Origin of the sequence: Oceanobacter sp. 4_MG-2023 (assembly GCF_030689165.1) — a bacterium.
Taxonomy (GTDB): Bacteria; Pseudomonadota; Gammaproteobacteria; order Pseudomonadales; family Oceanobacteraceae; genus Oceanobacter.
Genome location: NZ_JAUYVV010000001.1, coordinates 119,572 through 143,876 on the forward strand (window position 1 = coordinate 119,572; position 24,305 = coordinate 143,876).

Annotated in this window: 18 protein-coding genes; 7 read left to right on the forward strand and 11 right to left on the reverse strand. The window is 52.8% G+C overall.

From position 1 onward, the window contains the following. Window positions 1-58: 58 nt before the first annotated feature. The 3 genes from ruvC to clpB all read right to left on the reverse strand — a co-directional run bounded on the left by ruvC (window position 59) and on the right by clpB (window position 3,851). The gene (gene ruvC, locus Q8W24_RS00560) at window positions 59-589 is read right to left on the reverse strand and encodes a crossover junction endodeoxyribonuclease RuvC (protein WP_303433779.1); all 531 of its coding nucleotides are present in this window, start codon (window positions 587-589) and stop codon (window positions 59-61) included. A gap of 8 nt (window positions 590-597) precedes the next feature. Then, window positions 598-1,032: a protease complex subunit PrcB family protein gene (locus Q8W24_RS00565; RefSeq protein WP_305413810.1), complete on the reverse strand. Its 435-nt coding sequence runs from the start codon at window positions 1,030-1,032 to the stop codon at window positions 598-600. Between the two features lie 200 nt (window positions 1,033-1,232). Then, window positions 1,233-3,851 carry an ATP-dependent chaperone ClpB gene (gene clpB, locus Q8W24_RS00570; protein WP_303433783.1) on the reverse strand — a complete coding sequence of 873 codons (2,619 nt, stop codon included), beginning with the start codon at window positions 3,849-3,851 and terminating at the stop codon, window positions 1,233-1,235. 333 nt (window positions 3,852-4,184) lie between these two features. Here clpB and Q8W24_RS00575 point away from each other — a divergent pair, with 333 nt between their 5' ends. Beyond that, window positions 4,185-5,102 carry a DMT family transporter gene (locus Q8W24_RS00575; protein WP_305413813.1) on the forward strand — a complete coding sequence of 306 codons (918 nt, stop codon included), beginning with the start codon at window positions 4,185-4,187 and terminating at the stop codon, window positions 5,100-5,102. Between the two features lie 171 nt (window positions 5,103-5,273). Beyond that, entirely contained in the window at window positions 5,274-6,191 is a 918-nt protein-coding gene (locus Q8W24_RS00580) for a LysR family transcriptional regulator (protein ID WP_303433786.1), read from the forward strand. A gap of 65 nt (window positions 6,192-6,256) precedes the next feature. Here the strand turns inward: Q8W24_RS00580 and Q8W24_RS00585 are convergent, their stop codons facing one another. Further along, window positions 6,257-6,694, reverse strand: coding sequence for a thioesterase family protein (locus Q8W24_RS00585; RefSeq protein WP_305474058.1), 438 nt, complete (start codon window positions 6,692-6,694; stop codon window positions 6,257-6,259). A gap of 367 nt (window positions 6,695-7,061) precedes the next feature. Here Q8W24_RS00585 and Q8W24_RS00590 point away from each other — a divergent pair, with 367 nt between their 5' ends. The 3 genes from Q8W24_RS00590 to Q8W24_RS00600 all read left to right on the forward strand — a co-directional run bounded on the left by Q8W24_RS00590 (window position 7,062) and on the right by Q8W24_RS00600 (window position 12,180). After that, window positions 7,062-9,149, forward strand: a complete 2,088-nt coding sequence (locus tag Q8W24_RS00590) for a carboxy terminal-processing peptidase (RefSeq protein ID WP_303433790.1) — start codon at window positions 7,062-7,064, stop codon at window positions 9,147-9,149. 366 nt (window positions 9,150-9,515) lie between these two features. Continuing rightward, window positions 9,516-11,387, forward strand: a complete 1,872-nt coding sequence (locus tag Q8W24_RS00595; RefSeq protein ID WP_305474060.1) for a methanol/ethanol family PQQ-dependent dehydrogenase — start codon at window positions 9,516-9,518, stop codon at window positions 11,385-11,387. 115 nt (window positions 11,388-11,502) lie between these two features. Beyond that, complete coding sequence (locus Q8W24_RS00600) at window positions 11,503-12,180, forward strand: pentapeptide repeat-containing protein (RefSeq protein WP_305474061.1); 678 nt, start codon at window positions 11,503-11,505, stop codon at window positions 12,178-12,180. Between the two features lie 7 nt (window positions 12,181-12,187). Here Q8W24_RS00600 and Q8W24_RS00605 read toward each other — a convergent pair whose 3' ends face one another. From Q8W24_RS00605 to Q8W24_RS00625, 5 genes are all read right to left on the reverse strand, one after another. After that, the gene (locus tag Q8W24_RS00605) at window positions 12,188-12,835 is read right to left on the reverse strand and encodes a response regulator transcription factor (RefSeq protein WP_303433796.1); all 648 of its coding nucleotides are present in this window, start codon (window positions 12,833-12,835) and stop codon (window positions 12,188-12,190) included. 239 nt (window positions 12,836-13,074) lie between these two features. Next, window positions 13,075-14,853, reverse strand: a complete 1,779-nt coding sequence (locus tag Q8W24_RS00610) for a PQQ-dependent methanol/ethanol family dehydrogenase (protein ID WP_303433797.1) — start codon at window positions 14,851-14,853, stop codon at window positions 13,075-13,077. Window positions 14,854-15,338: 485 nt separating this feature from the next. Beyond that, window positions 15,339-17,066: a bifunctional protein-serine/threonine kinase/phosphatase gene (locus Q8W24_RS00615; RefSeq protein WP_305474062.1), complete on the reverse strand. Its 1,728-nt coding sequence runs from the start codon at window positions 17,064-17,066 to the stop codon at window positions 15,339-15,341. A 523-nt stretch (window positions 17,067-17,589) separates the two neighbouring features. Further along, window positions 17,590-18,627: a hypothetical protein gene (locus Q8W24_RS00620; RefSeq protein ID WP_305474064.1), complete on the reverse strand. Its 1,038-nt coding sequence runs from the start codon at window positions 18,625-18,627 to the stop codon at window positions 17,590-17,592. Next, on the reverse strand, window positions 18,624-19,346 hold the full coding sequence (locus Q8W24_RS00625) for a hypothetical protein (protein ID WP_303433802.1): 723 nt from the start codon (window positions 19,344-19,346) through the stop codon (window positions 18,624-18,626). Before Q8W24_RS00625 ends, Q8W24_RS00620 begins: the two co-directional genes overlap by 4 nt. Before the next feature lie 353 nt (window positions 19,347-19,699). Between Q8W24_RS00625 and Q8W24_RS00630 the strand changes: the two genes are divergently transcribed. Both Q8W24_RS00630 and Q8W24_RS00635 read left to right on the forward strand, forming a co-directional pair. Further along, entirely contained in the window at window positions 19,700-20,128 is a 429-nt protein-coding gene (locus Q8W24_RS00630; protein WP_303433804.1) for a hypothetical protein, read from the forward strand. A 102-nt stretch (window positions 20,129-20,230) separates the two neighbouring features. Beyond that, complete coding sequence (locus tag Q8W24_RS00635; protein ID WP_305474066.1) at window positions 20,231-20,983, forward strand: enoyl-CoA hydratase/isomerase family protein; 753 nt, start codon at window positions 20,231-20,233, stop codon at window positions 20,981-20,983. A 246-nt stretch (window positions 20,984-21,229) separates the two neighbouring features. Here the strand turns inward: Q8W24_RS00635 and Q8W24_RS00640 are convergent, their stop codons facing one another. Both Q8W24_RS00640 and Q8W24_RS00645 read right to left on the reverse strand, forming a co-directional pair. Next, window positions 21,230-22,825: an isocitrate lyase gene (locus Q8W24_RS00640; RefSeq protein WP_305413823.1), complete on the reverse strand. Its 1,596-nt coding sequence runs from the start codon at window positions 22,823-22,825 to the stop codon at window positions 21,230-21,232. A 269-nt stretch (window positions 22,826-23,094) separates the two neighbouring features. Further along, window positions 23,095-24,300: an NAD(P)/FAD-dependent oxidoreductase gene (locus tag Q8W24_RS00645; protein WP_305474068.1), complete on the reverse strand. Its 1,206-nt coding sequence runs from the start codon at window positions 24,298-24,300 to the stop codon at window positions 23,095-23,097. Window positions 24,301-24,305 lie beyond the last annotated feature (5 nt).

Sequence of the window (24,305 nt, forward strand, 5' to 3'; positions counted from 1 at the left end):
CTTAGCCTACCAGCAAAGCCAAGCATGGCTCAACTGCCCGGACAAAGCACAGTTGGAGTCAAGAAGGAAAGTTAACCGGACGTCCCCGGCGGCTGCCTTTGGCACCGGCCCGGGCAACCAGGCTGGCAGCAGTAAAGGCATGACAAAGCGCAATCGCCAGCGCATCCGCCGCGTCTGCCTGCGGCCGGCCGGGCAATTTCAGCAAGGTTTGCACCATATGCTGAACCTGTTCTTTTTCCGCTCCGCCGGTACCCGTCACCGCCATTTTAATCGCTCGCGGAGCATACTCCGCCACCGGCAGTTGCTGTAATGCCGCGACAACCATAGCGACACCACGTGCCTGACCGAGTTTCAGCGCCGAGGCGGCATTTTTTCCCATAAAGGCCTGCTCAATCGCAAATTGTTGCGGCGACCAGGTTTCGATCACTTCATTAACCGAGGTGAAAATAGTCTGTAGCCGCTGTGGCATGTCGCCATCACCGCAGCGGATACAGCCGCTGGTGATGTACTCCACGCGCTGACCGACGGCATTAATCACACCAAAGCCGGTCACTCGTGAGCCGGGGTCAATACCCAGAATAATTGCCAAACCAGCTCCTAACGGGGGTTAGCCGGATTAAAGAATTGCCAGACGGCACCAGAATCACTGCTACTGACCCGCAACGATTGCCATGTTTCTGGCAAGGTCAGCATGATACAGGGGGATGTCATGACTTGCGCGGCTATACTGCCTTGTTGTGGCAGCTGCTCATGGAAGGTCACTGACACCATACTGTCTCTCATTTCACTTTGCTCCAGTACCACCTGATAACCGGGGGTTGGACGCGGACCCAGTGCAATAACGACCTGACTACCATCCTCTTTCAGTGTAACGCCGGCATCCATGCCGCAGTGAAGCTGGTTTTCAGCATGATCGCCCAGATCCACCACGGACCCTGCAACCGATGCACAGGCGGTCAACACCAGTGCCGTACTGATTGTTAGCAACTGGCTGGCTTGCACCAGCCATGAATTCTCCATATGCCGAGCCATCACCATATCCTCCAGATTCCGGGCTGCACGTATTATTCCGTTGTCACAGCGGCAACAACCATTCAAATACCGCGCTTGGCAACAGATTCTGCAGCCATCATACAGGCAGCCAGAGCAACTCGTCGGATCCACCACAAAAAAACGGCCCTCTCGGGCCGCTTGATGAAGTCAATAATCAAATAACATCACAATGCTTACGATTACATGGCCACAACAGGATGCCGAGAACTGAATACCAGAGTGGAACCACCCTCTTCCTGTTCTGCCACATCAGCCATGATGGTATCCCCCGGCATGAATTTGCCCGAGAGAATATCCTGCGCCAGTGGGTTTTCGACCCAGCGCTGAATTGCCCGTTTTAATGGCCGAGCGCCAAAGACCGGGTCGTAACCCACATCCACCAGCTTGCCAATCGCAGCGTCACTGAATTCCAATGACAGATCACGTTCCGCCAGGCGGTCACGTAACATCTGCAACTGAATATCAGCGATCCCCCGGATCTGGTCTTTCATCAGCGGATGGAATACCACCGCTTCATCGATACGGTTGATAAATTCTGGCCGGAAGTGATTACCCACAATCTCCATAACAGCATCACGCATGTTTTCATACGGCTGATCGGCAAACAGGTTCTGGATCACATCAGAGCCCAGATTCGAGGTCATCACCAGCACAGTGTTCTTGAAGTTCACCCGACGACCATGACCATCGGTCAATTGGCCATCATCCAGCACCTGCAGCAGGATGTTAAACACATCCGGATGGGCTTTCTCGACCTCATCCAGCAAGATCACGGAATAAGGCTTGCGTCGTACCGCTTCGGTCAGGTGACCACCTTCTTCGTAACCCACATAACCTGGAGGCGCACCGATCAAACGGGACACCGAGTGTTTCTCCATATATTCCGACATATCAATCCGTACCATGGCGTCCTTGCTGTCAAACAGGAAGTTGGCCAACGCCTTGCACAGCTCGGTTTTACCCACCCCGGTCGGGCCAAGGAACAGGAAAGAACCATGAGGTCGATTCGGGTCCGACAACCCGGCGCGGGAACGTCGTACCGCGTTGGCCACGGCCTTGATGGCCTGATCCTGTCCCACCACGGACTCATGTAATACATCTTCCATACGCAGCAGTTTTTCCCGTTCACCTTCCAGCATCCGGCTCACCGGAACGCCGGTCCAGCGAGAAACCACTTCAGCGATTTCATCTTCCGTCACCTTGTTACGTAACAGGGTAAATTCCTGCGAGCCATTGGACTCGGCTTCATTGGCACTGGCCAGTTGTTTTTCCAGCTCAGGAATACGGCCATATTGCAGTTCCGACATTCGTTGCAAATCACCACTGCGACGAGCAGCGTCCATTTCGATTCGGGCCTGCTCCAGCAACTCCTTCGATTTGGAAGCACCTTCCAGCAGGGCTTTTTCCTGCTTCCAGACATCTTCCAGCTCGACATAAGCACCGCTGGCTTTATTGATGTCGTCGTTCAGATCACTCAGACGTTTTTTCGCTGCTTCGTCTTTTTCTTTTTTCAGCGCTTCACGCTCAATTTTCAGCTGAATCAGGCGGCGTTCCAGCTTGTCCATTTCCTGTGGCTTGGAATCGATTTCCATACGAATCACCGAAGCGGCTTCATCAATCAGGTCGATTGCTTTATCTGGCAACTGGCGATCAGCGATATAGCGCGTGGACAGTTTTGCCGCCGCAATAATGGCGCTGTCGGTAATCTGTACGCCGTGGTGAACCTCGTAACGCTCTTTCAGACCACGCAAAATGGCGATCGTATCTTCGACCGATGGCTCATCCACCATGATTTTCTGGAAACGACGCTCCAGCGCTGCGTCTTTCTCGATAAATTCCCGGTATTCGTCCAGGGTGGTAGCCCCCACACAGTGCAACTCGCCACGCGCCAATGCCGGTTTCAGCATATTGCCCGCATCCATCGAGCCTTCGCCCTTACCCGCCCCTACCATGGTGTGCAGCTCATCAATAAAGAGCACGATGCGGCCTTCTTCTTTAGCGACGTCTTTTAATACGGCTTTCAGTCGTTCTTCAAACTCACCCCGATATTTGGCACCGGCCACCAGCGAGCCCATATCCAGCGACAGAATACGTTTGTCCTTGAGGGTATCCGGCACTTCACCATTGACGATACGCTGGGCCAGACCTTCTACGACTGCGGTTTTACCCACCCCGGGAGCACCAATCAGAACCGGGTTGTTTTTGGTTCGGCGTTGCAGTACCTGAATCGTGCGGCGGATTTCATCATCTCGACCAATCACTGGATCCAGCTTGCCCGCTTCGGCCCGTTCGGTCAGGTCGATACAGTATTTTTCCAGCCCCTGGCGGCTGTCTTCCGCATTGGCATCGCTCACAGTTTCACCACCACGCATATCCTCTATCGCCTGTTTCACTTTGGTGGCATCAAGACCGGCCGCTTTTAGCGCCTGGCCTGCAGCCCCTTTGTCTTCCAGTGCCACCAGTAGAAAAATCTCGCTGGAAACGTATTGATCGCCCTGCTGTTTGGCCGCTTTTTCGGTGAGGTTCAATAACCGTCCCAGCTCCGCCGACACCTGGATTTGCCCATCAGGGTTACTGACCCGAGGTTGATCTTGCAGTACCTTCTGCAGGGCTTGCTCCAGCTGCGGCACATTGCTGCCAATACGACGAATTACGTCTTTGACCGAACTATTGGCCTGCTGTAACAACGCCAATAACAAATGGACGGTATCAATCTGATTGTGATCCTGGCTCAAGGCCAGGCTTTGGCTTTCGGCCAGGGCGTTTTGCAAACTGGTGGTTAAACGATCCATACGCATACAGAGCTTCTCCTCTGGTAATACCGGCAAACACCAGCCAAGGAAGGCCGGTACTCGCAGCGTTGTACAAAGTAAAGTCGGGCAAACTGAAGTTGTGCTAAACAGTGACTGCCTTAATGGTAAATGGAGACTTGATGAATAATTTTCAAGTAAAAAACATCAAAAACAAGAAAATCTAATAGTTGTTTATTGATCCTGAGCAATATTCATCATCCATCCGTATACTGATGCCCAAACCAGCAAATCAGCCGACACCGTCAATACTACGCCGACACAACACTGCTGATATTGAGTCATTTCAATGAATTTAAAGACCAGAGGAATTACACCACTGTGAGTCGCGAACTGCGTATCGGGGCGTTATACCTGATGTTGGGAGAAGCGCTATTAGCCATCATGGGCGCCCTGATCAAACATTTGTCAGACGATCTGTCGACAGAGCAAGTGGTGTTTTTCCGCAATATCCTTGGGCTGATCGTACTGGCCCCCCTGATCATGAACAGTGGCATTGGCAGCCTCAAAACCAGCGTCTGGCATTGGCACCTCATGCGTGGACTGGTAGGGGTTGCAGCGATGTACTGTTATTTCTGGGCGCTTGGCAATATGCCACTGACCGAAGCCTTTCTGGTCAAGCTGTCGAGTCCTTTCTTTATGCCTTTACTGGCCTGGTGGTGGCTAAAAGAACCCACGGGCAAGTTCAGTGGCCTGGCCCTGCTAATCGGATTTTCAGGTGTCGCGATTATCCTGCGCCCCGGAGCCGATAGCACCTTTACCCTCGCGGCCTTGATCGGTTTGCTCGGGGCTGCCCTGGCAGCTCTGGCCAAGGTCACCATCCGGCGCATGTCGGTGACGGAATCCAGCCAGTGTATTGTGTTTTACTTTGGCCTGATTGCCAGCCTGGTCTCTTTTCCCGCTGCCCTGATGAACTGGCGACCGGTTCCCGATGATGCCTGGTGGTGGCTCGCGGCGATGGGCCTGGTGGCAACAGTCGGCCAGCTGGCATTAACCAAAGCGTATCGCACCGCACCGACCGGCAAGGTCGGCGTCTACGTTTACAGCGCGGTTATTTATGGCGCCTTGATGGGTTGGTGGTTCTGGGATGAAATTCCGGGCTGGACCACCATTGCCGGAGCAGTGCTGATTATTCTCGCCGGTATCGTTAATCTGTGGCAGCCTCGTAGCCGTGGCACTCCAGACGCCACGACTGCCACGGCCACCAGCGCGACGACGGCGACAGACAACAGCCGATGACCTGACCATGCGCCAACGGATATCACGACTTTACTGACAATTAGCCCAATACGAGCCAAAGGGCATTGAATCCACGCCATTTCGGCGTAAAAGGCATCGAATGTAAGCTGATTATTTCCTCAGGATTAATTATACTCCGGCACTAACCTGTTTTCGGCAAGAATCGTACCCATGTCCCGCATAGACACCCTGCAAACATTTGTTTCTGTTGTACGCGCACGCAACTTCACTTCTGCTGCTGATTCGCTAGGCGTTACGCCATCCGCGGTCAGCAAACAAATCAGTGGGCTGGAAGAGCGTCTGGGAGTGAGATTGTTGAACCGCACGACCCGCTCGGTCAGTCCGACGGAAGCGGGGCAGATGTTTTACCAGCACTGTGAAAACATCCTCGAGTCCATTTCCGAAGCCGAAAAACTGGTCACCGATTTTGATGTGACGCCGCGCGGACGTTTGCGCATCACTGCCATGTCCAATTTTGGCCGCCGCGAACTTGCGCGGATGTTTAATGATTTTTCCGAGAAGTACCCGGATATCAGCTTCGACCTGCATATTTCGGATCGGCCTCTGGACATCGTCAAGGAAGGCTACGATTTTGCGCTCCGCATTGGCACTCTGGAAGATTCCCGACTGATTGCCAAACCGGTAGCGCGCCAGAATATTGTGATTTGTGCCTCGCCTCAGTACCTCAAGACCTGGGGCACCCCAACATCACTGGAAGACCTCGACAAGCACCGTATTCTGATGGTCACCAACGCCGAGTTTGCCCGTATTAACTGGCTGCGCCAGTTTGAAAAAGATCACGGCTTCACCTTGTCCAGCGTCGAACGCAAGCTGTCTGTCAACGACATCGATATGGTCTATGAAGCCTGTCTGGCCGGTATGGGTATCACGGCCATCCCGACATATATTGCCGATCATCACTTGCAGAATGGCGAGCTTGTGCGCTTGTTCAGTAACGTTGAGATCCCGGTTCGTACGATCAAGGTGGTATTCCCACAAAATCGCTACCTGGCCACCAAAAGCCGGGCGTTTCTCGACTTTATCAGCGAATATTTCGACGACCTTGGCATTAACAGCGACGACAGCTGATACCACAAGACAAGGCTCCGGCTCCTCTCTGACAGCGCCTTGATCCTTCGTGGCTCAAGCGTTGCTCAGTCGGCACTTTTCCCCTGGCAATGCTGTCTGAATATCTCCGGCACCCGCGCCAGTTTACGTTCCGTATAATCAAAAAATACAATGCCGGTCTTGGCTTCCGCCACCAGTTTACCGCTGGACTGGTTACTGACCCGGTAAATCACATCACAACCGTATTTGTTAAAATCCATCACCCCGACGGCAAAGGTCAATACTTCGCCAATAAAGGCTTCGGCCCGGAAACTAACCACCAGGTCGGCGACCATAATCCCCAGGCCATCAATATCCAGTTCCGAAAAGTCCAGAGAACGCAAATAACGCAGCCGCGCCTCGTGTAGCAGCGTCACCATCCGGTCATTGCCCAGATGGTTGCCATAGTTGATTTCTGAAATCCGGACATCAAGATCAACCGAAAAATCGATCGTCGATGGCAATGCAAGCGTGACTCTGGCCATATTGGCTCCTGTATTTTGTCTATTAATGTCAGGATAAAACGTACTGCGAATAACATCATTGGCCGTGATTGGCCGCCGGAAGTTTATTCCCTCTGATTAAGCACCAGCAGCAAGGAATTATTTTTGTTCTTTGTTATCAAATATGGTCTCTGGCACCATTTATGCGCCAAACGGCCCGAAAGGCAGTCTATAATGGATAACTTGGCATCCATATCGGCCTGAATTATGGTGCCTTGGTATCACAGTAGCGGCCAAACGGCGGCGATCATCATCCCATGCCCCGTGGTTGTACAAATTTGACTCAACGAGTAGACGCCTGGCTGTAACTATGTATTTGAGACTATCAAAAGCGCTTTCGTCATTACTGTTGCTAACAGTAATCTTCACTTCAACCGCAGCCCTGGCAGCCATCAAGGATATCCGTCCCGGCACGCCTTTTACACCGCTGGAACCGACCCGGGAACAGGCTGTCACGACCCAGCAGATTCTCAATAACCTGCTGCGTGGCCATTATGAGCTCCAGCGTCTTGATGACCGCTTGTCGAGCAAGATTTTTGACCTGTACCTCGACGATCTCGACAGCACCCGAAGTTACCTGTTGGCCAGTGATGTCCAGTCTTTCGAACGATATCGCAAACAGTTCGATGACGCCTTGATGCGTGGCGACCTGACCATTCCCTTTTTTATCTACAACCGCTTGCAACAACGGGTCAACGAACGCCTGACCTTTATGCTGGCAGAGCTGGAAGAGCGGGCCCCGGACTATACTTTCGACACCGACGAGCGCCTGAAAATCGATCGTGACAATACGCCGTGGGCCACCAACAATGTCGAACTGGACAACCTCTGGCGCAAACGCCTGAAGAACTCCATCCTGAGCCTGACCATGAGTGGCAAGGATCATCAGGCTGCCATCGAGTTACTCCACAAGCGTTACCAGAACCAGCTCAACCGGATTCACCAGAGCAAGCCTGAAGACGCCTATCAAACTGTCATGAATGCTGTCACACGGGCATTTGACCCTCACACCCAATACTTTTCCCCGCGTAATAGCGAAAACTTCAACATCAATATGAGCCTGTCATTACAAGGCATTGGTGCGGTACTCCAAGGGGAAGACGAATACACCAAGGTGGTGCGCCTGGTACCTGCAGGCCCTGCCGACAAAGCCAAGAATCTCCATCCTGCCGACAAAATCGTTGGTGTTGGCCAAGACCCCAAAGGCGCCATCACCGATGTCATCGGCTGGCGGCTGGATGAAGTGGTTGATCTGATCCGGGGCCCCAAAGGCACCACGGTGCGCCTGGAAATCATTCCTTCCAACAGTGTTGGCAACGAAACCAAGATCATTTCCATTGTCCGCGACGAAGTGAAGCTGGAAGAGCAATCCGCACAAAAAGACTTGCTGACCATCAAGGGGGATGACAACAAGGAACATCGTATCGGGGTGATTGAGATTCCGACCTTCTACATCGATTTCCAGGGCCGGATGGAAAAACGCCCGGATTACAAAAGCACCACCCGCGACGTGGCACGCCTGATCAAGGAATTGCGCCAGGAAGGCATCGAAGGCCTGATCATCGACTTGCGTAATAACGGTGGCGGCTCGCTGGAAGAATCCATCAGCCTGACCGGCCTGTTTATTCCCCAAGGCCCGGTTGTACAGGTGCGCAGTACTCGCGGTAATGTCGAAGTCTTGCCGGATGATGACCCAACCGTTCTGTATGACGGCCCACTGGTTGTACTCGTCAATCGCCTCAGCGCCTCAGCCTCGGAAATTTTTGCGGGTGCCATTCAGGATTATGGCCGTGGCGTAGTGGTTGGTGGACAAACCTTCGGCAAGGGCACAGTACAGTCATTACGTCCTTTGCGTCATGGCCAGCTAAAAATCACCCAGGCAAAATTCTACCGCGTCTCGGGGCAAAGTACCCAGCATCAGGGAGTGATTCCCGACGTGCTGTACCCGTCGTTATTTGATACCGACAAAATTGGTGAAAGCGCCCTTGATGAAGCCCTGCCATGGGATGAAATCCGCCCGGCCAAATACGCTGCCGATTCCCAAATCCACAACAGCGTTGCCCTGTTGCGGAAAAAACACCAGCAACGTGCCAAGACCGATCCCGACTTTATTTTCCTGCGCGAACAAAAGCAGCTGATCGAGGAAATGCGCCAGCAGAACGATATTTCCCTGAACGAAAAAATCCGTACTGCAGAGCGTAAAGCCAATGACCAGAAACGCCTGGACCTGGAAAACAAACGCCGCAAGGCCAAGGGGATGGAACTGCTGACCCAGCTGGAAGATGAGCCTGAGCCAGAGGAAATAGTAACCGTCGAGTCCGAAGAAGAAGCACCATCAGCCACACACGACCAGAAAGAAGATGATGCCCTGCTGACGGAATCCGGACATATTCTGCTCGACCTGACCCAGCTTCAGCAACAGCATGCCGCACGTTAGTAACTGACCATGGCGATGACGACAACCCCCAACAGCATCATGCTTTGCTGCTGGGGTTGTTATCGCCATACTCGTAAACCCCGTAACCACTTGCCTCTTTCCAGACACCCCGGATGGCCTCTCCAGACACCTCGTCCACCACTCAATCGCACCAGCAGATAACCTAACCATCCCCTTAACCTCCAGTCTCTCTGTCAGCCCTGCTGATCGATTCCCGCCCACGGCAGGAAATTTTCCCGTTTCCTCCCATCAGTTTTCCTATATTCATCAGGAAATCCGCTGTATTCCGTTAACCCGGCAAACAGACAGAATAGTGTCCTCAGCCTTTGCTGATCATCCATCTACAACAACAATCAGGATGCAGACATGAAACAGCGATCAATCTCCTTGCCCAACGGCTTTCGGCCCCTCAAGCGTTCGCTCATCCACTCCGCTCTGGTCACTGCGGCTATTCTGGCCACCCCTGCTGCGGTTGCCAGCAGCAACGTCAGCTGGGAAGACATCGCCAATGATGCCAACACCCCAAAAGACGTACTGGCTTATGGTATTGGCCCCAAAGCGCAGCGTTACAGCCCTCTGACAGATCTCAACAAAGACAACGTCCACAAGCTCACACCCGCCTGGTCGTTTTCTTTTGGTGATGAAAAACAGCGCGGCCAGGAAAGCCAGGCGCTGATGCACGATGGTACGATTTACGTTACCGGGTCGTATTCCCGTGTATTTGCCATTGATGCCCGTACCGGCAAAAAGAAGTGGAGCTACACCGCTCGACTGCCAGAAGGGATTCGTCCTTGCTGTGACGTCGTCAACCGTGGTGCTGCCATCTACGGCGACAAGATTTATTTCGGTACCCTGGATGCCCAGGTGGTTGCCTTAAACAAAGACACCGGCAAGCTGGCCTGGAAAAAACGTTTTGGTGACTACGAAGCAGGCTACACCATGACCGGTGCACCGACCTTTGTTAAAGACAAGAAAACCGGCAAGGTACTCTTGATTCATGGTTCCTCCGGTGACGAATTTGGTATCATCGGCAAACTGTTTGCCCGTGACCCGGACACCGGTGAAGAAATCTGGATGCGGCCCTTTGTCGAAGGTCATTATGGCCGTCTGAATGGCAAGAAAAGCACGCCGACCGGTGATGTCAAGGCACCATCCTGGCCGGACGATCCCAACTCCCCTACCGGTAAAGTGGAAGCCTGGAGTCATGGCGGTGGTGCACCGTGGCAAAGCGCCAGCTTTGATACCGAAACCAACACCATTATCGTTGGTGCCGGTAACCCGGCCCCCTGGAATGGCTGGGCACGTACCGGCAAAGATGGCAAACCGGAAAAATACGACAGCCTGTATACCTCTGGCCAGGTTGGCGTAGACCCAACGACCGGTGAGGTGAAATGGTTCTATCAGCACACCCCTAACGATGCCTGGGATTTTTCCGGCAACAACGAGCTGGTGCTGTTCGAATACAAGGACAAAGGCAAAACCGTCAAGGCTACCGGTCACGCCGACCGTAACGGTTTTTTCTACGTGGTTAACCGGGAAAACGGCAAGTTCATTCGTGCTTTCCCTTTTGTTGACAACATCACCTGGGCCAAGGGAATCGACCCGAAAAGCGGTCGCCCGATTGAGGTCGAAGGCCAACGGCCTCCCAAACCCAAGGAAGGTGAAAATCGTGGTGAGAGCGTAGAAGTATCACCGCCGTTCCTCGGTGGCAAAAACTGGAACCCGATGGCTTACAGCCAGGACACCGGTTTGTTCTACGTTCCAGGCAACCACTGGAAAGAAGATTACTGGGCCGAACATCCAATCTACAAAAAAGGTTCGGCGTACCTCGGCATGGGTTTCCGCATCAAGCAGATGTATGACGACCATGTCGGTATTCTCCGCGCCATTGACCCCAAAAACGGCAAAATCGCCTGGGAACACAAGGAAAAATTACCACTCTGGGCCGGAGTACTGGCCACCAAGGGCGGGCTGATTTTCACCGGCACCGGCGATGGTTACCTGAAGGCCTTTGATGCCGACACTGGCAAGGTGCTGTGGCAGTTCCAGACTGGCTCCGGAATCATTGCACCGCCGATTACCTGGGAAATGGACGGCGAGCAATACGTCGGCATCACCTCTGGTTATGGCGGTGCTGTACCACTCTGGGGTGGCGATATGGCGGTGCTGACCAAACCAGTACCACAAGGTGGGTCGTTCTGGGCCTTCAAGCTGCCATCATGGGCTGACAAGAAATAATGCCCCTCAGGCTGCCATCCAATTGGCAGCCCCGGATGCCTGGGCTGCCATGCGCCCAGGACATCCTGTCAGCATTCAGCGCAACCCCATATCTGATGCCACCGAGGATTTTGTTATGAAGCTTACTCTCAACCAACCGGCACTCTGGCTACTGGCCAGCAGCTTGTTGATCAATACCAGTGCCGCCGCCAACAGCAACGACTTCAGCGATGAACTGGATTATCTGACCATCAACGGCTGTGTGATCAAACCGGAAACCCAATGCCCCGGTGCTGATTTCTCCGGCCAGGATCTTTCCAATCAGGACCTCAGTCACGCCAACCTGAAAGGGGCCAACTTCAGTGGCGCACAGCTGAATCACACCCGCTTCAATGATACCAATCTGGAAAAAGCCAACTTCAGCGATGCCATGATGTTGCGCGCCGATTTGCGCCACGCCAATTTGCGTGGTGCCCGGTTAGTCAATGCCAACCTGACCGGAGCCAATCTCTACACCACGTTTGCTCAGACGGCTGATTTTTCCGGTGCCAATATGACCGCCGCCAATATGGAATTTTCCCGTATCAGCAAGGCCCGGTTTGTCCGCACCACGATGACTGCTGTCAATCTGGAAATGAGTTGGGCAACCAAGATCAATCTGGAAGAGGCCGATCTTACCGGCGCCAATCTGCAGGAAGCCAAGCTGTCTGGCAGTAATATGGTCAGAACCAACCTTAGCCAGACGCGCAAGCATTACGCCAATTTTCTTGATATCAATATGGAAGACTGTCAGGGCTGCCCACTTGATTGGTAATACCAGCCTACGCCGGCAAGGATGCAGCAATACGGATAACGCCCAGTTCGATGGCCTTGTGCACCAGCTCGGCATCGGTACGAACCCCCAGCTTCGACTTGATAGCAGTCACGTAATTGGAAATCGTTTTGCTGCTCAGGCTCAGGCTGACGGCAACGTCTTGCACCCGCTTGCCAGCTGCCATCATCACCAGCACCTCAAATTCTCTGGGGGTCATCACATCATAGATGGAGGGGTTCAGATTGGTACCACGGAACACCAGGTTGATCGACAGTTCGTGCTCGACAAAGGGTCGTCCAAGCATGACCGAGCGAGCGGCATCCACCAGCAACGAGGAACTGCTGCTTTTGCAGACATAACCCAACGCGCCAACACTGATGGCCTGACGCACCACTTCCGCTTCCCGGAACATGGAAAAAAACAGAATCCGCAGAGAGTCATCATGTTGCAGCAAGCGGCGACAAGTCTCGATACCGGAAATCCCCGGCAGGCAATAATCAACAACAACCAGATCAAAATGTTGTTTACGACACGCCTGACACGCAGCTTCACCACTGTCGACTTCGACAATCTCGGCCTGGCGAAAATGCTGGGAAAGCAGTGCAGCACATCCCTGACGCACAATGCCATGATCATCCACTACCAGGATGTTCATCTGCCTACTCCTGATCAATTTAACAGACCTGTAGCTTAACGGCTGGCCTGACCAGTAAAGTATTGAACCTGAGCAGCACTCGTACGGCTAAAAGCGATCGCGACTTAAGAAGGAGGAATTCATCATCATCGGGCACTATCCATAAAAAAGACCGCCACCTGGAGCAGGTAGCAGTCTTAAAAACCAGACCAATAGTCTGGCTATTGGCCGTTGATTTTATAACCGTCGTTCAGTCGTCTTCAGCGAGCTGCAACTTCATGACGTTTTGGCAGTTTGAAGGTCCAGACCGAACCACCCTGGTTCAGGTTTTTCACACGTTTGGCCACTTCACCGCCCCACAATGGAACCGCACCACCCCAGCCGGAAACAACCGCGATGTACTGCTCGCCATCTTGCTCCCAGGTCACCGGAGTACCGACAATACCGGAACCGGTGTTGAACTTGTAAACCATCTCGCCGGTTTTGGCATCAAACGCCATCAGATAACCTTCCGGATTGCCGGTAAATACCAGGCCACCAGCGGTTGTCATCACACCACCCCAGAGCGGCGCGTTGTTTTCATAACGCCAGACTTCTTTTCCGGTTTTAGGATCGATGGCACGCAGAACACCAATATATTCTTCGTTGATCGGCTTGATGGTGAAGCCTGCACCCAGGTAAGCAGCGCCTTTTTTATAGGCCGTTGGCTCGTTCCAGATATCCATCTCCCACTCGTTAGAGGGAACATAAAACAGGCCAGTATCCTGGGAGTACGCCATTGGCATCCAGTTTTTGCCCCCCAGGAACGCAGGAGAGGCGACGACGGAACTGCCTTTATGGCCATCGGCGCTTTCGGATGGATTACCAGGACGGAAAGCATCGTTAAAGATCGGACGACCGTTTTTATCCAGCCCCTTGGCCCAGGAAATCTTGTCGACAAACGGGAAGCCTTTGATGAAGTCGCCGTTTTCACGATTCAAGACATAGAAAAAACCGTTACGGTCTGCTGTTGCAGCTGCCTTGACGGTTTTCTTGCCATCCTTATAGTCAAAAGAAATCAGCTCGTTCACACCATCGTAATCCCAGCCATCGTGTGGCGTGGTCTGGAAGTGCCACTTGATTTCACCGGTATCCGGGTCGATAGCCAAACGGGAGGAAGAGTACAGGTTGTCCCCGGGACGCAAGTGCGAGTTCCAGGGTGCCGGGTTACCGGTACCAAAAAACAGCAGGTCAACATCGGGATCGTAAGTACCACCCAGCCAGGTTGCAGCACCGCCTGATTTCCACAAATCCCCAGGCCAAGTTTTACCCGCTTTGCCACCGGTAATGCCGTTTTCCTTGCCTTTCAGGTAGCCCATATGACCTTCAACGGTCGGACGGGTCCAGACCACTTCACCGGTCTTGGCGTCGTACGCTTCCACTTTACCGACGATACCGAACTCACCACCAGAGACACCGGTAATGACCTTGCCCTTGACCACGATAGGCGCCGCAGAGATGGAATAACCACCTTTGTAGTCTGCTACTTTTTTCTTCCAGACGGTTTTGCCGGTGTCTTTATCCAGCGCCACCAGCTTGGCATCCAGCGTTCCGAAGATCACCAGGTTATCGAACAGTGCCACGCCCCGGTTGATCACGTCACAGCAAGGCATGATGTTTTCTGGCAAACGGGCATCGTATTGCCACAGCTCATCACCGGTAGCGATATCAATCGCAAACACCCGTGAATAAGAGGCGGTGACGTACATAACGCCGTCTTTGATCATTGGCTGGGATTCTTGACCCCGTTGCTTTTCACCGCCAAACGAGAAGCCCCACACCGGGGTCAGGTCCTGTACTGATTGGGAATTCACCTTGGATAAAGGACTGTAACGCTGACCACGCAAACCCATACCATAGCTGACGACGTCACCAGTCGTTGCCTGGTCGTTGAGAATATCGTTATCCGTCACACCAGCCTGAACAGAGCTGGCCAAAGAGACGGCGGCTACCAGTGTCGATAACGCCAGTCCCTTCAAGCCGATAGAAGTTGTTTTCATTGTGTTCTCTCCCTAAAAGGATTTTCTTATTCGTGTAGGAGCCTCTGTGTCCGCTCAGGGTGGACAGCAGCCACAGGATGCACTGGCACGCATGCCCAGATACAACACCATTGTTGGTTTTGGCAGAGCATCATCCAATCCGACCAGAGGCGTGATTTCCTAGTGCCTTGGTAGCAGTCCCGATACGGGAGTAGTAGGTACCAGAGTGGTGACTTGAACGGGTATTAGAGAAAGAACAGAGACAAAGAGAGGTAAGGAAAGACAAACAGGCGCATGGAAGACATGTATTCCCTGGCCATTGCTCCAGCCGATATTCCAGCCGCCAGCCTGACCAGTTTGGTTAATAACGGGAGAGAGAATCTGATCACAGGGTGGCCAGCATGAACGACCGGGGTTTCAAACAAGCAACCAGTACACGCCATCGGCGCGTACTGGTTGCAGGGTCGATCCATTGATGCCCGGAGAATACCAGGCACTAACGAGTGTCAGTCGTTCAATAACAAAGCCAGGGCTTCAATAATGGCCACCGCGGCCAAGGCCACAGTACTCCAGCGCCAGAAGCCCACCGGGTCACGAGCCAGCCAAGAACGTCCCCGGTGCACTCTGACCAGCTGTTCATTTGGCCTATACAAATCTTCCCGCAGCTCTGAAAATGCCTGATAACGGTCATCAGGGTTTGGAGCAGTAGCCTTTTTCAGCACCAGATCCAGCCACAGGGGGATATCGGAGCGATACATCCGAATGCTCTGGTAACGCCACTCAGAGTCCGAGCGCGCTCCACGTTCCTGTATGCGCTCCAGCGGGAAAGGAGGACTTCCAGCCAGCATTTCATAAATCACCACCCCCAGAGCAAACAGATCACTCTGGGCGCCATATTCCTGCTTCAGTATCGCTTCCGGGGCCTGATAGTCCATGGAATCAATCACAGGCCACTCTTTTAGAGCTGGAATGTCTCGTCCAATGACAGTCCCCAGATCCACCAGTTTGACGCCCCCACCCTGAACAATGATCACGTTGTCCGGAGTCAGGTTACGGTAGGTCAAGCCGGCCCGTTGCAAGGCTCGTAAACCATGAATAATCTGCTCAACAATAAAGCGTACCTGGTTAACCTCGGCATCCGGATTATCGAATATCCACTGGCGCAACGACACCCCGTCGATCCATTCAAACACATGATAGTTATAACGCGAGTCTTCCTGTGGCACGGCACTGATGACATTACGGTGATTGATGCGTTCTGCCACCCACTGCTCACGGGCAAAACATTCCAGATAATCCCGGTTTTCCTGTAACCCAATCGCCGGAGCCTTCAGCAGATAAAGACGCCCATTACGCTTGTTCACCACCTGATAGGTAATACTGGAAATACTGGACTCGATAATGTGGTTGACCTGGTAATGATCGATGCTGTCACCAGCAGACAAAACCGCGGGCACCTGACGCTCGGACACTTGCGGGCCAGATTCCTGCAGGCTTTCATCCGGTACTTGCCGGACCTGCAAGATCACACACGTACCATTACCATCACTGCCGGCTTCTATCGCCTGCTTGACCAGGGTTGAGCACACCGCCTCAATCTCGGCCTGACTGCTTTCTGACGTTACCGCATTCATGGCATCCACCATGTTCTTGCGGGATACAAAGGCGTGAACACCATCGGTCGTCAGCAGAAAAATATCGCCCTGCTGTACATCACGCTGGAAATAATCCACCTCGATATGGCTGTCCATACCCAGTGATCGGGACAAATAGGTATTGCCGCCACCTTCATGTACATGATCACGGGTGACTTGTTCCAGGCTATTGGCACTCCACAAATACACCCGGCTGTCACCAACATGAAAAAAGTGGGCCGTAGAACCATGCACCACAGCACAACTGAAAGTTGTTACCAATCCGTTGTTATGGGAAGAAGCCTGCTTGCCATGATGGTACAACCAGCTGTTCAGAGAGGTGAGAACCTTGCCGGCGGAACGCTTGACGTCCCAACTGTCCGGTGTGCTGTAATAGTCGTTGAGAAAGTCGGTGACACTGGTCGAGCTGGCCTGTTGGGCATTGGCACTGCTGCTGGCCCCATCGGCGACACAGGCTCCAATTCCCTTGAATCGAACGACCTCAGGATCTGGTCGATATACCGCAAATGCATCCTGGTTATCTTCTTTTCCACCTGCTGCGGAAAAGCCCCCAAACTGAATATCTAGAGCTATTGTCATTGTTAGGTATCTTTGTTTGATCGCTGATCGTTACACTATCCGGGTGTGCGCAAAGCATACATGGACAATAATATTCCTCGCTACCGCCAAACATCAGATTCGTCAATTAATGCGATAAATAAGACATTAGCGCTGCATTGACTACTGGCTTGTTATGACAAAAACTGACAAAGCGCAATCGCTGTTTCTAACACCTGTGCCAGGTAGCTGAGTGGCGATCAATAAATGACCACCAATAAACTGGCTCATTGTCTTAAACGACATGGGCGGGAAGCATTCTCAGCCAGTAATCCGAGGCCGCCATCGGCTCTGCCCGGTCTGTTGCTGGGAGACTGAATTGGCGGAGATGATAAGATTATCAGTTTTAATTGCAACCGGCGTTTCACTCGTAATAGCGACAAGAGCCGCCAGGTTCTGAATCCCATTCAGACTAACGCGGATGAGTAAATCCAGAATAACGCCGACCAGCGACCTTGTCTTGTGTGCAAAGGCAGGAACGCCTTCCCTGGCTGTCCCCAACACATTAGCTCACTCGTAGGTACACCATGGTCTGGTTGACCAGTTGGTAGGCTATTTCGCCAAAGGTGATGGGGCCATGCATGCGATCGGTTTTTTTCCCTTCCAGCTCACCATACAGATAATTGAGAATACAATTGCAGCAGAAAGCGATTTCCCCGTCATCGTGAGGCACTTGTTGCGCAAACGCTTCAGCATACGGCGGGATCGCGCCCGCCAGGCGATATGCTTGTCCAGCGTATACCGGAGCGTAAAAGGTGACTTCTCCGGTTGTGGCATTCACATTCTGAAAACTGACATTGATATAAGCACCACAATAGTCAGCCACCAATGGCAAGCGGGTGTCCGCTCCACTGGAATGCAGGTAATTGGCCAGATTAGTACTTACACCATCGATATCAACTTCCGTGGCACTCAAACCGGATTCAGGGAAGCGGATAACCGGGCCGTTGCCGGGTTGGAAAAGGTTGATGATTTCAATCCCGGCGGCCTTATCACCATCGATCGCAACATGCATCGCTACGGCAAGGTTGTCGTGAAATTCGCCAGTCGGGCCAAACACAACTTTGGGGCTAACCTTATCGCTGCTCAGGTCATCCAGGTGTATACCCGCGACCCAGCCAACCAACGGTTGCAAGTACATATTGTCAAATTCCGGGGCATCCTTGGCAAAACGTTGGTGCACTTCAGAAAACGCAGGAACAATCAGAACCGTAAAGCCGTTATCAGGTGCATCGTTGCAAACCCCTTCGATACTGCGCTCGTCGTAAGTACAAAGATCCGGCGCGCCGCTGGCCGCTGGCAGTTCATTTACGAACACCAGCTCCCGGCTACACAGGCCCCCGTCTTCGCTCATAAAGTACGGAATGGTGCCACCAATCCAGAAGCCTTTTGGCAGTTGGCGTAATGCCGCTTCATCACCCGCGATGCTGACTCCTCGCCCGCTCTGGATAATCCGGGCGGCTGCCGCAACGGTCATCAGGTGGCCTGGGACATTCCCGCTACCGGGTCGGCTATCCGGATGGTTGGATATGGCCAGATTCATTGTACTGCCTCCCGGATCTGTTCAATCTCCCGGCCAGCGGTCGCCGGATTCTTTTCGAAGTAACGGCGTAATTGCTGTATTTTCAGCATGCGTACTTCTTCATCGTGAGCCATGGCATATTGCTGCCGCAAACGCATCAGCAACAGACGTAACCCCAGATTACGCATGTCCAGATCCCGTTCCCCCGTGAGCAACTCTCGCCATATGGCAATGTCTGCTGCAGGCAGTGCTGATTTTTGTTGATCACGAGTCAGCACCGACATCATATCTGGCGATATGTCCGGGCTGGCAGTCTGGTTGAGGTTCGACCCTAACTTGCCAGTATCCAGGCCATGCTTGAATTGCCACAACATGTCAGCATCCAGTTCCAGCAGGCGTGCAATGGTGCCTAATGACATGCCTTCGGTGAGCATGGCAATCACTTGCTGACCCAGTGCATTGCTGAAAGGAGCACGGGCATCACCACTCCAGGGAGCATTCGGCAATTCATCTCCTTCCGGGTAGTCGATACGTATGGTGCACTTCAAGACACCCAGGTTGGTGTGTCGCCATGTTTTATGATGACCAAAATGCTGGATCGCCCGGCGTGAGCCAAACCAGCCAGAACGTGCCTGGCCAATACAGACTTCAACGCGACGGTGATTCTGATTAATGCGGATATCGTGAATAATCCAGGGAGAGACGACCCCCATCAGCTGTTCGACAGATTCATGGTTCATCTGGTGTCCTCTTGTTTTTATTATGCGTCCCGGCTTTATACTTTATACCTTCTCGTACCCGTCATATGGACGGGCTGCTGGATAAGTCACTGGTTATTGACCATCCTTGCCCAAACCAGGGGCTAGTCCCAGGTTCTGACAGTATTCACCATAGTATGCCCACGACCGTACAGACATATCGATCCAACCGTGCCAATTCTTTACTCCTTTGGGAGTAGTACTCTCCACCATGACAGCTTCGGCACTGCTGTTGTGCGTCTGCGCTAAAATCTTGCGATATCTTGACCTAGGCCATTCGGCAACAGCGCTATTTCCGTTTAACTGTCGCGCTTCACACGACACGGATGCTAATTATGACGACTCCAGAAGATACCAGGCCCGTTCAGCCCAATACGATCTGGCAACGACCTCCTTTTACGCCTCTTCAGCGTCTGCAGGATAACTTCCAGATTACTCCCCATGGTTCAAACATCCCCATTGCCAGAAGCCAGAGTCTGTTTCTTGCACATCACCCGAGCACCAGTACTGACACCGGCCAGTCGGACTCGCCGTTATCCGCCTGGTATTTGCCGCTGATTGATTTTCTTCCCCCTGATGCACTGCTGCCCTCAGGCAAGATTTTCAACTGCCCAACGTTGGGAAATTGCTGGGTATTCAACCTCGATATCAATGGCCACTCTGTACCTGAAAGTGCCTGGGTGTATGTCGAGAGTGATATCGGCACAGGGACTACCGGATTGGTCGGTCTGGATGCCAGGTTGTTTAATCTGTCCACCTGTTAGACCTCACCGAACCTTGCTGGGAATGCCAGGATCGGGCACAATAAATGTGAATAAAAATAAACAGTGAATATCTTGTTGTTCACAAATAAAGGAATCACATCGATGTTTGAGGATCTTCTCTATCGCCAGAGTCAGGGCATTGCCTTACTGCAGCTGAATCGGCCCCAGGTACTGAATGCCATTCGTGTACAAACCTACCGTGACCTGATTGCCGCCTTGACACTGGCCGACCAGGATGACCAGGTGAACGTTATTGTTCTCAGTGGTTCTGCCACTACATTCTCGGCTGGTAACGATCTCAGTGATTTGCTGCCCGGCGGCAACCTGCTGGATGTAAAAGAAGGTGTTGCGGGTATTTTTCATACTCTGGCGGCCCTGTGCAAACCGTTGATCATTGCCCAGGAAGGTGTCGCCATTGGTATTGGCGCTAATCTTTTGCTCCATGCCGATCTTGCTTATGCCGGTAAAAGTACCCGTTATTCCTTGCCTTTCGCCAAAATCGGCGTGACGTCCGAAGGAGCTTGCTCGGTATTACTGGCTGAAACGGTTGGGCCAAAGATCGCCGCCGAACTGTTATTGAGTGGACGTTTCTTCAGTGCTGCAGAAGCGCAGCAATGGGGCTTGCTCAACCAGGTTACGGAAGATGGTCAGGCACAGGAACAGGCGATGGCCATGGCACATACCATCAGTAAAAACTCTCAGGGGTCGATTCGGGCCATCAAGCAGCTGGCCAGAGAAGAAGGGCATGTCGAACGGGTCGACCGGGCCGTTGATATCGAAATGCAGCGATTTGCCGAACTGCTGCACACCCAGGAAACCCAGTTGCGTATCCAGCAAGTGCTGAGTAAGCAATAACCACGTCTATCCAGCAGTCCAGCATCGGTTTACCGGCTTCTCTTGTCACGACTTTCGCCATTCTCCTGAAGCCAGTTCAGGGGGATGGTGTTCCTTGCTTTGCCTTGCCTGTCTGTCTCTCAACGCCCCTCTCCCACTCCTGTAATAGCAGCGAGTGAATCAGAACCGGGCCATTTGTAATCAGGCACAAAAAAAGGCGGCCCGAAGGCCGCCCTGGATACAACACCCGAGGGGGTGTACCGGCTCTTAGCTGAACTGGTTCATGGTGTTGTCTTTACCAGAAGCTTTCAGTGCGTTGTCGCCTGAGAAGTATTCTTTGTGTGCATCACCCATATCAGAACCAGACATGTTCTGGTGTTTAACACAGGCAATTCCTTGACGGATTTCTTTACGCTGTACGCCTTCAACGTAACCCAGCATACCTTTTTCACCGAAGTATTCTTTCGCCAGGTTGTCAGTAGACAGCGCAGCAGTGTGGTAAGTCGGCAGAGTGATCAGGTGGTGGAAAATACCTGCTTCACGGGATGCATCCGCCTGGAAGCTCTGGATACGACGATCGGCTTCAATAGACAGATCGGTTGCGTCGTATTCAGCAGACATCAGAGCATCGCGGTTGTAAGCCGATACGTCTTTGCCTTCTTCAGCCCAGGCATCAAATACTTGTTGACGGAAGTTCAGCGTCCAGTTGAATGACGGGCTGTTGTTGTAAACCAGTTTTGCGTTAGGCGTTTCTTTGCGAATTTCGTCCATCATCGCTTTGATCTGGCCAACGTGTGGTTTTTCAGTTTCGATCCACAACAGATCCGCACCGGCTTTCAGGGCTTCGATACAGTCGAAGACACAACGTTCTTCACCAGTACCACGACGGAACTGGAACAGACCGGATGGCAGGCGTTTTGGACGCAGGATTTTATCACCACGCTTGATAACCACATCGCCTTGCTGCATATCTTCAACGGTGATTTCTTCGCAATCCAGGAAGCTGTTGTAGATGTCACCAGAATCACCTGGTTCTTTCACTACGGCGATCTGTTTGGTCAGACCAGCACCCTGGGAGTCAGTACGGGCAACGATGACACCATCATCAACACCCAGCTCCAGGAAGGCATAACGCAAAGCGCGCAGTTTGGAGTGGAAGTCGGCATGGGGAACGGTCACTTTACCGTCCTGGTGACCACATTGTTTCTCGTCAGCTACCTGGTTTTCGATCTGCAAGCAGCAAGCACCGGCTTCGATCATTTGTTTAGCCATCAGGTAAGTGGCTTCTTCGTTACCAAAACCGGCATCGATGTCGGCAATGATAGGCACAACGTGTGTTTCGTAGTTGTCGATCTGCGCTTGGATGTCAGCAGCTTTGGCGGTGTCGCCCGCTTCGTTGGCAGCATCCAGAGCACGGAACAGCAGGTCCAGTTCGCGAGCATCCGCTTGACGCAGGAAGGTGTACAGCTCTTCAATCAGGCTGGCAACCACTGTTTTTTCATGCATGGACTGGTCAGGCAGAGGACCGAATTGTGAACGCAGAGCGGCAACCATCCAGCCAGACAGGTACAAATAGCGACGATTGGTGTTACCGAAGTGTTTCTTGATAGAAATCATCTTCTGCTGACCAATAAAACCGTGCCAGCAACCCAGTGACTGGGTGTACTTGGAGCTGTCTGCATCATAGGCAGCCATGTCTTCACGCATGATTTTGGCAGTGTACTTCGCAATATCCAGACCAGTCTTGAATTTGTTCTGGGCACGCATACGTGCAACAGACTCTTCAGAGATACCTGACCAAGCAGCACCGGCGGCTTCTTTAAGGGCAGCAACAGCTTTGATATCGTTTTGGTAAGCAGACATGGGTTCGTCCTTTGTCATATGCATTTTTGGGTAGTCAGCAGATGGCTCCTGGTCTGTTGCCGGATGCTCATCGCCGCTTGCCAATGAATACTATGGACATCGGAACCATAATTGAAATCAATAGGATGTATTCTTGCTATTCACCAAGGAAATATAGAACCAAGGTATTAGACGACGCTACTCAAGTATCAGACCCTGCTGATTCCAGCACTGACCTTTGCTCCACTCCTCAACTCATCGCGGTTGCTGACTCAGCCACAACCCAGTAATCAAGCATATTCTGCTATCAGATGCGTAGCCGCCGCCGCCGCGCTGGACCAGGCCCATTGAAAATTGAAGCCTCCCAGGTGGCCGGTGACATCCACCACCTCCCCAATAAAGTACAAACCCGTGTGCTGTTTGCTGGCCATGGTGCGAGACGACAAGGCATCGGTATCCACGCCTCCCAGCGCGACCTCAGCGGTACGATAGCCTTCCGTACCCGCCGGTTTGACTTGCCAGTGATGAAGCTGGTGCGCCAAGGCATCCATTTGCGCTCCATTAAGGGCAGACAAGGGTTGATCCGCCAAACTTCCAGTCGCTGCCAGCCAGCATTCCGCAATTTTTTGGGTCAGACGCTGCCCCAACCAGGTTTTGAGCAGCTGTTTCGGGCTACTGTGCTGGGACGCCCGCAGGGCTGCAGCGGCATCCATCGTGGGTAACAGGTTGATCGTCAGGCTATCGCCTGGTTGCCAGTAGCTGGAAATCTGCAACATCGCCGGGCCACTTAACCCGCGGTGGGTAAACAGCATATCGTCCTGGAAAGACTGGCCACGGCAGCTCACGTCGACGTGACAGGCATTCCCTGCCAGCTCGCTGCTCAGTTGCTTGAGTTGGTTGGTCAGGGTAAACGGCACCAGAGCCGCCACCGGTTCATATACCGCCAGACCAAACTGGCGAGCCAGCTGATACCCAAACCCACTGGCACCCAAGGTGGGGATCGATGGTCCTCCGGTCGCAACCACCAACGCATCACACTGGTAGGACTGGTCACCCGCCTGCACCAGATACCCCCCCGATGTATTGGCCGTTACCGCATGAATGCCGGTATCCAGCTGGATCGTGACCCCTCCTTGCTCGCATTCATCCAGCAGCAGATTAAGAATGTCACTCGCTTTATGGTCGCAAAACAGCTGGCCATCCTTTTTCTCGTGCCAGGCCACGCCGTGTTTATCAACCAGAGCAATAAAATCCCATTGGGTATAACGGCTCAGGGCAGATTTGCAGAAGTGAGGATTGTGGCTGAGATAACGGTCGGGCTGGATATCGTAATTGGTAAAATTACAACGACCACCACCCGACATCAGAATCTTTTTACCGGCTTTGTTGGCATGATCCAATAGCCGTACAGAACAGCCGCCGGCCGCCGCTTGAGCAGCACACATCAGCCCGGCAGCACCGGCCCCGATAATGATGACATTTGTGTGATTTTTCATTTATT

Excerpts from the sequence above, each read along its gene's own strand:
- Q8W24_RS00565 (WP_305413810.1), bottom strand. The coding sequence starts at position 1,032 with ATGGCTCGGCATATGGAGAATTCATGGCTGGTGCAAGCCAGCCAGTTG.
- clpB (WP_303433783.1), bottom strand. The coding sequence starts at position 3,851 with ATGCGTATGGATCGTTTAACCACCAGTTTGCAAAACGCCCTGGCCGAA.
- Q8W24_RS00580 (WP_303433786.1), top strand. The coding sequence starts at position 5,274 with ATGTCCCGCATAGACACCCTGCAAACATTTGTTTCTGTTGTACGCGCA.
- Q8W24_RS00585 (WP_305474058.1), bottom strand. The coding sequence starts at position 6,694 with ATGGCCAGAGTCACGCTTGCATTGCCATCGACGATCGATTTTTCGGTT.
- Q8W24_RS00595 (WP_305474060.1), top strand. The coding sequence starts at position 9,516 with ATGAAACAGCGATCAATCTCCTTGCCCAACGGCTTTCGGCCCCTCAAG.
- Q8W24_RS00600 (WP_305474061.1), top strand. The coding sequence starts at position 11,503 with ATGAAGCTTACTCTCAACCAACCGGCACTCTGGCTACTGGCCAGCAGC.
- Q8W24_RS00605 (WP_303433796.1), bottom strand. The coding sequence starts at position 12,835 with ATGAACATCCTGGTAGTGGATGATCATGGCATTGTGCGTCAGGGATGT.
- Q8W24_RS00610 (WP_303433797.1), bottom strand. The coding sequence starts at position 14,853 with ATGAAAACAACTTCTATCGGCTTGAAGGGACTGGCGTTATCGACACTG.
- Q8W24_RS00615 (WP_305474062.1), bottom strand. The coding sequence starts at position 17,066 with ATGACAATAGCTCTAGATATTCAGTTTGGGGGCTTTTCCGCAGCAGGT.
- Q8W24_RS00620 (WP_305474064.1), bottom strand. The coding sequence starts at position 18,627 with ATGAATCTGGCCATATCCAACCATCCGGATAGCCGACCCGGTAGCGGG.
- Q8W24_RS00625 (WP_303433802.1), bottom strand. The coding sequence starts at position 19,346 with ATGAACCATGAATCTGTCGAACAGCTGATGGGGGTCGTCTCTCCCTGG.
- Q8W24_RS00630 (WP_303433804.1), top strand. The coding sequence starts at position 19,700 with ATGACGACTCCAGAAGATACCAGGCCCGTTCAGCCCAATACGATCTGG.
- Q8W24_RS00635 (WP_305474066.1), top strand. The coding sequence starts at position 20,231 with ATGTTTGAGGATCTTCTCTATCGCCAGAGTCAGGGCATTGCCTTACTG.
- Q8W24_RS00640 (WP_305413823.1), bottom strand. The coding sequence starts at position 22,825 with ATGTCTGCTTACCAAAACGATATCAAAGCTGTTGCTGCCCTTAAAGAA.
- Q8W24_RS00645 (WP_305474068.1), bottom strand. The coding sequence starts at position 24,300 with ATGAAAAATCACACAAATGTCATCATTATCGGGGCCGGTGCTGCCGGG.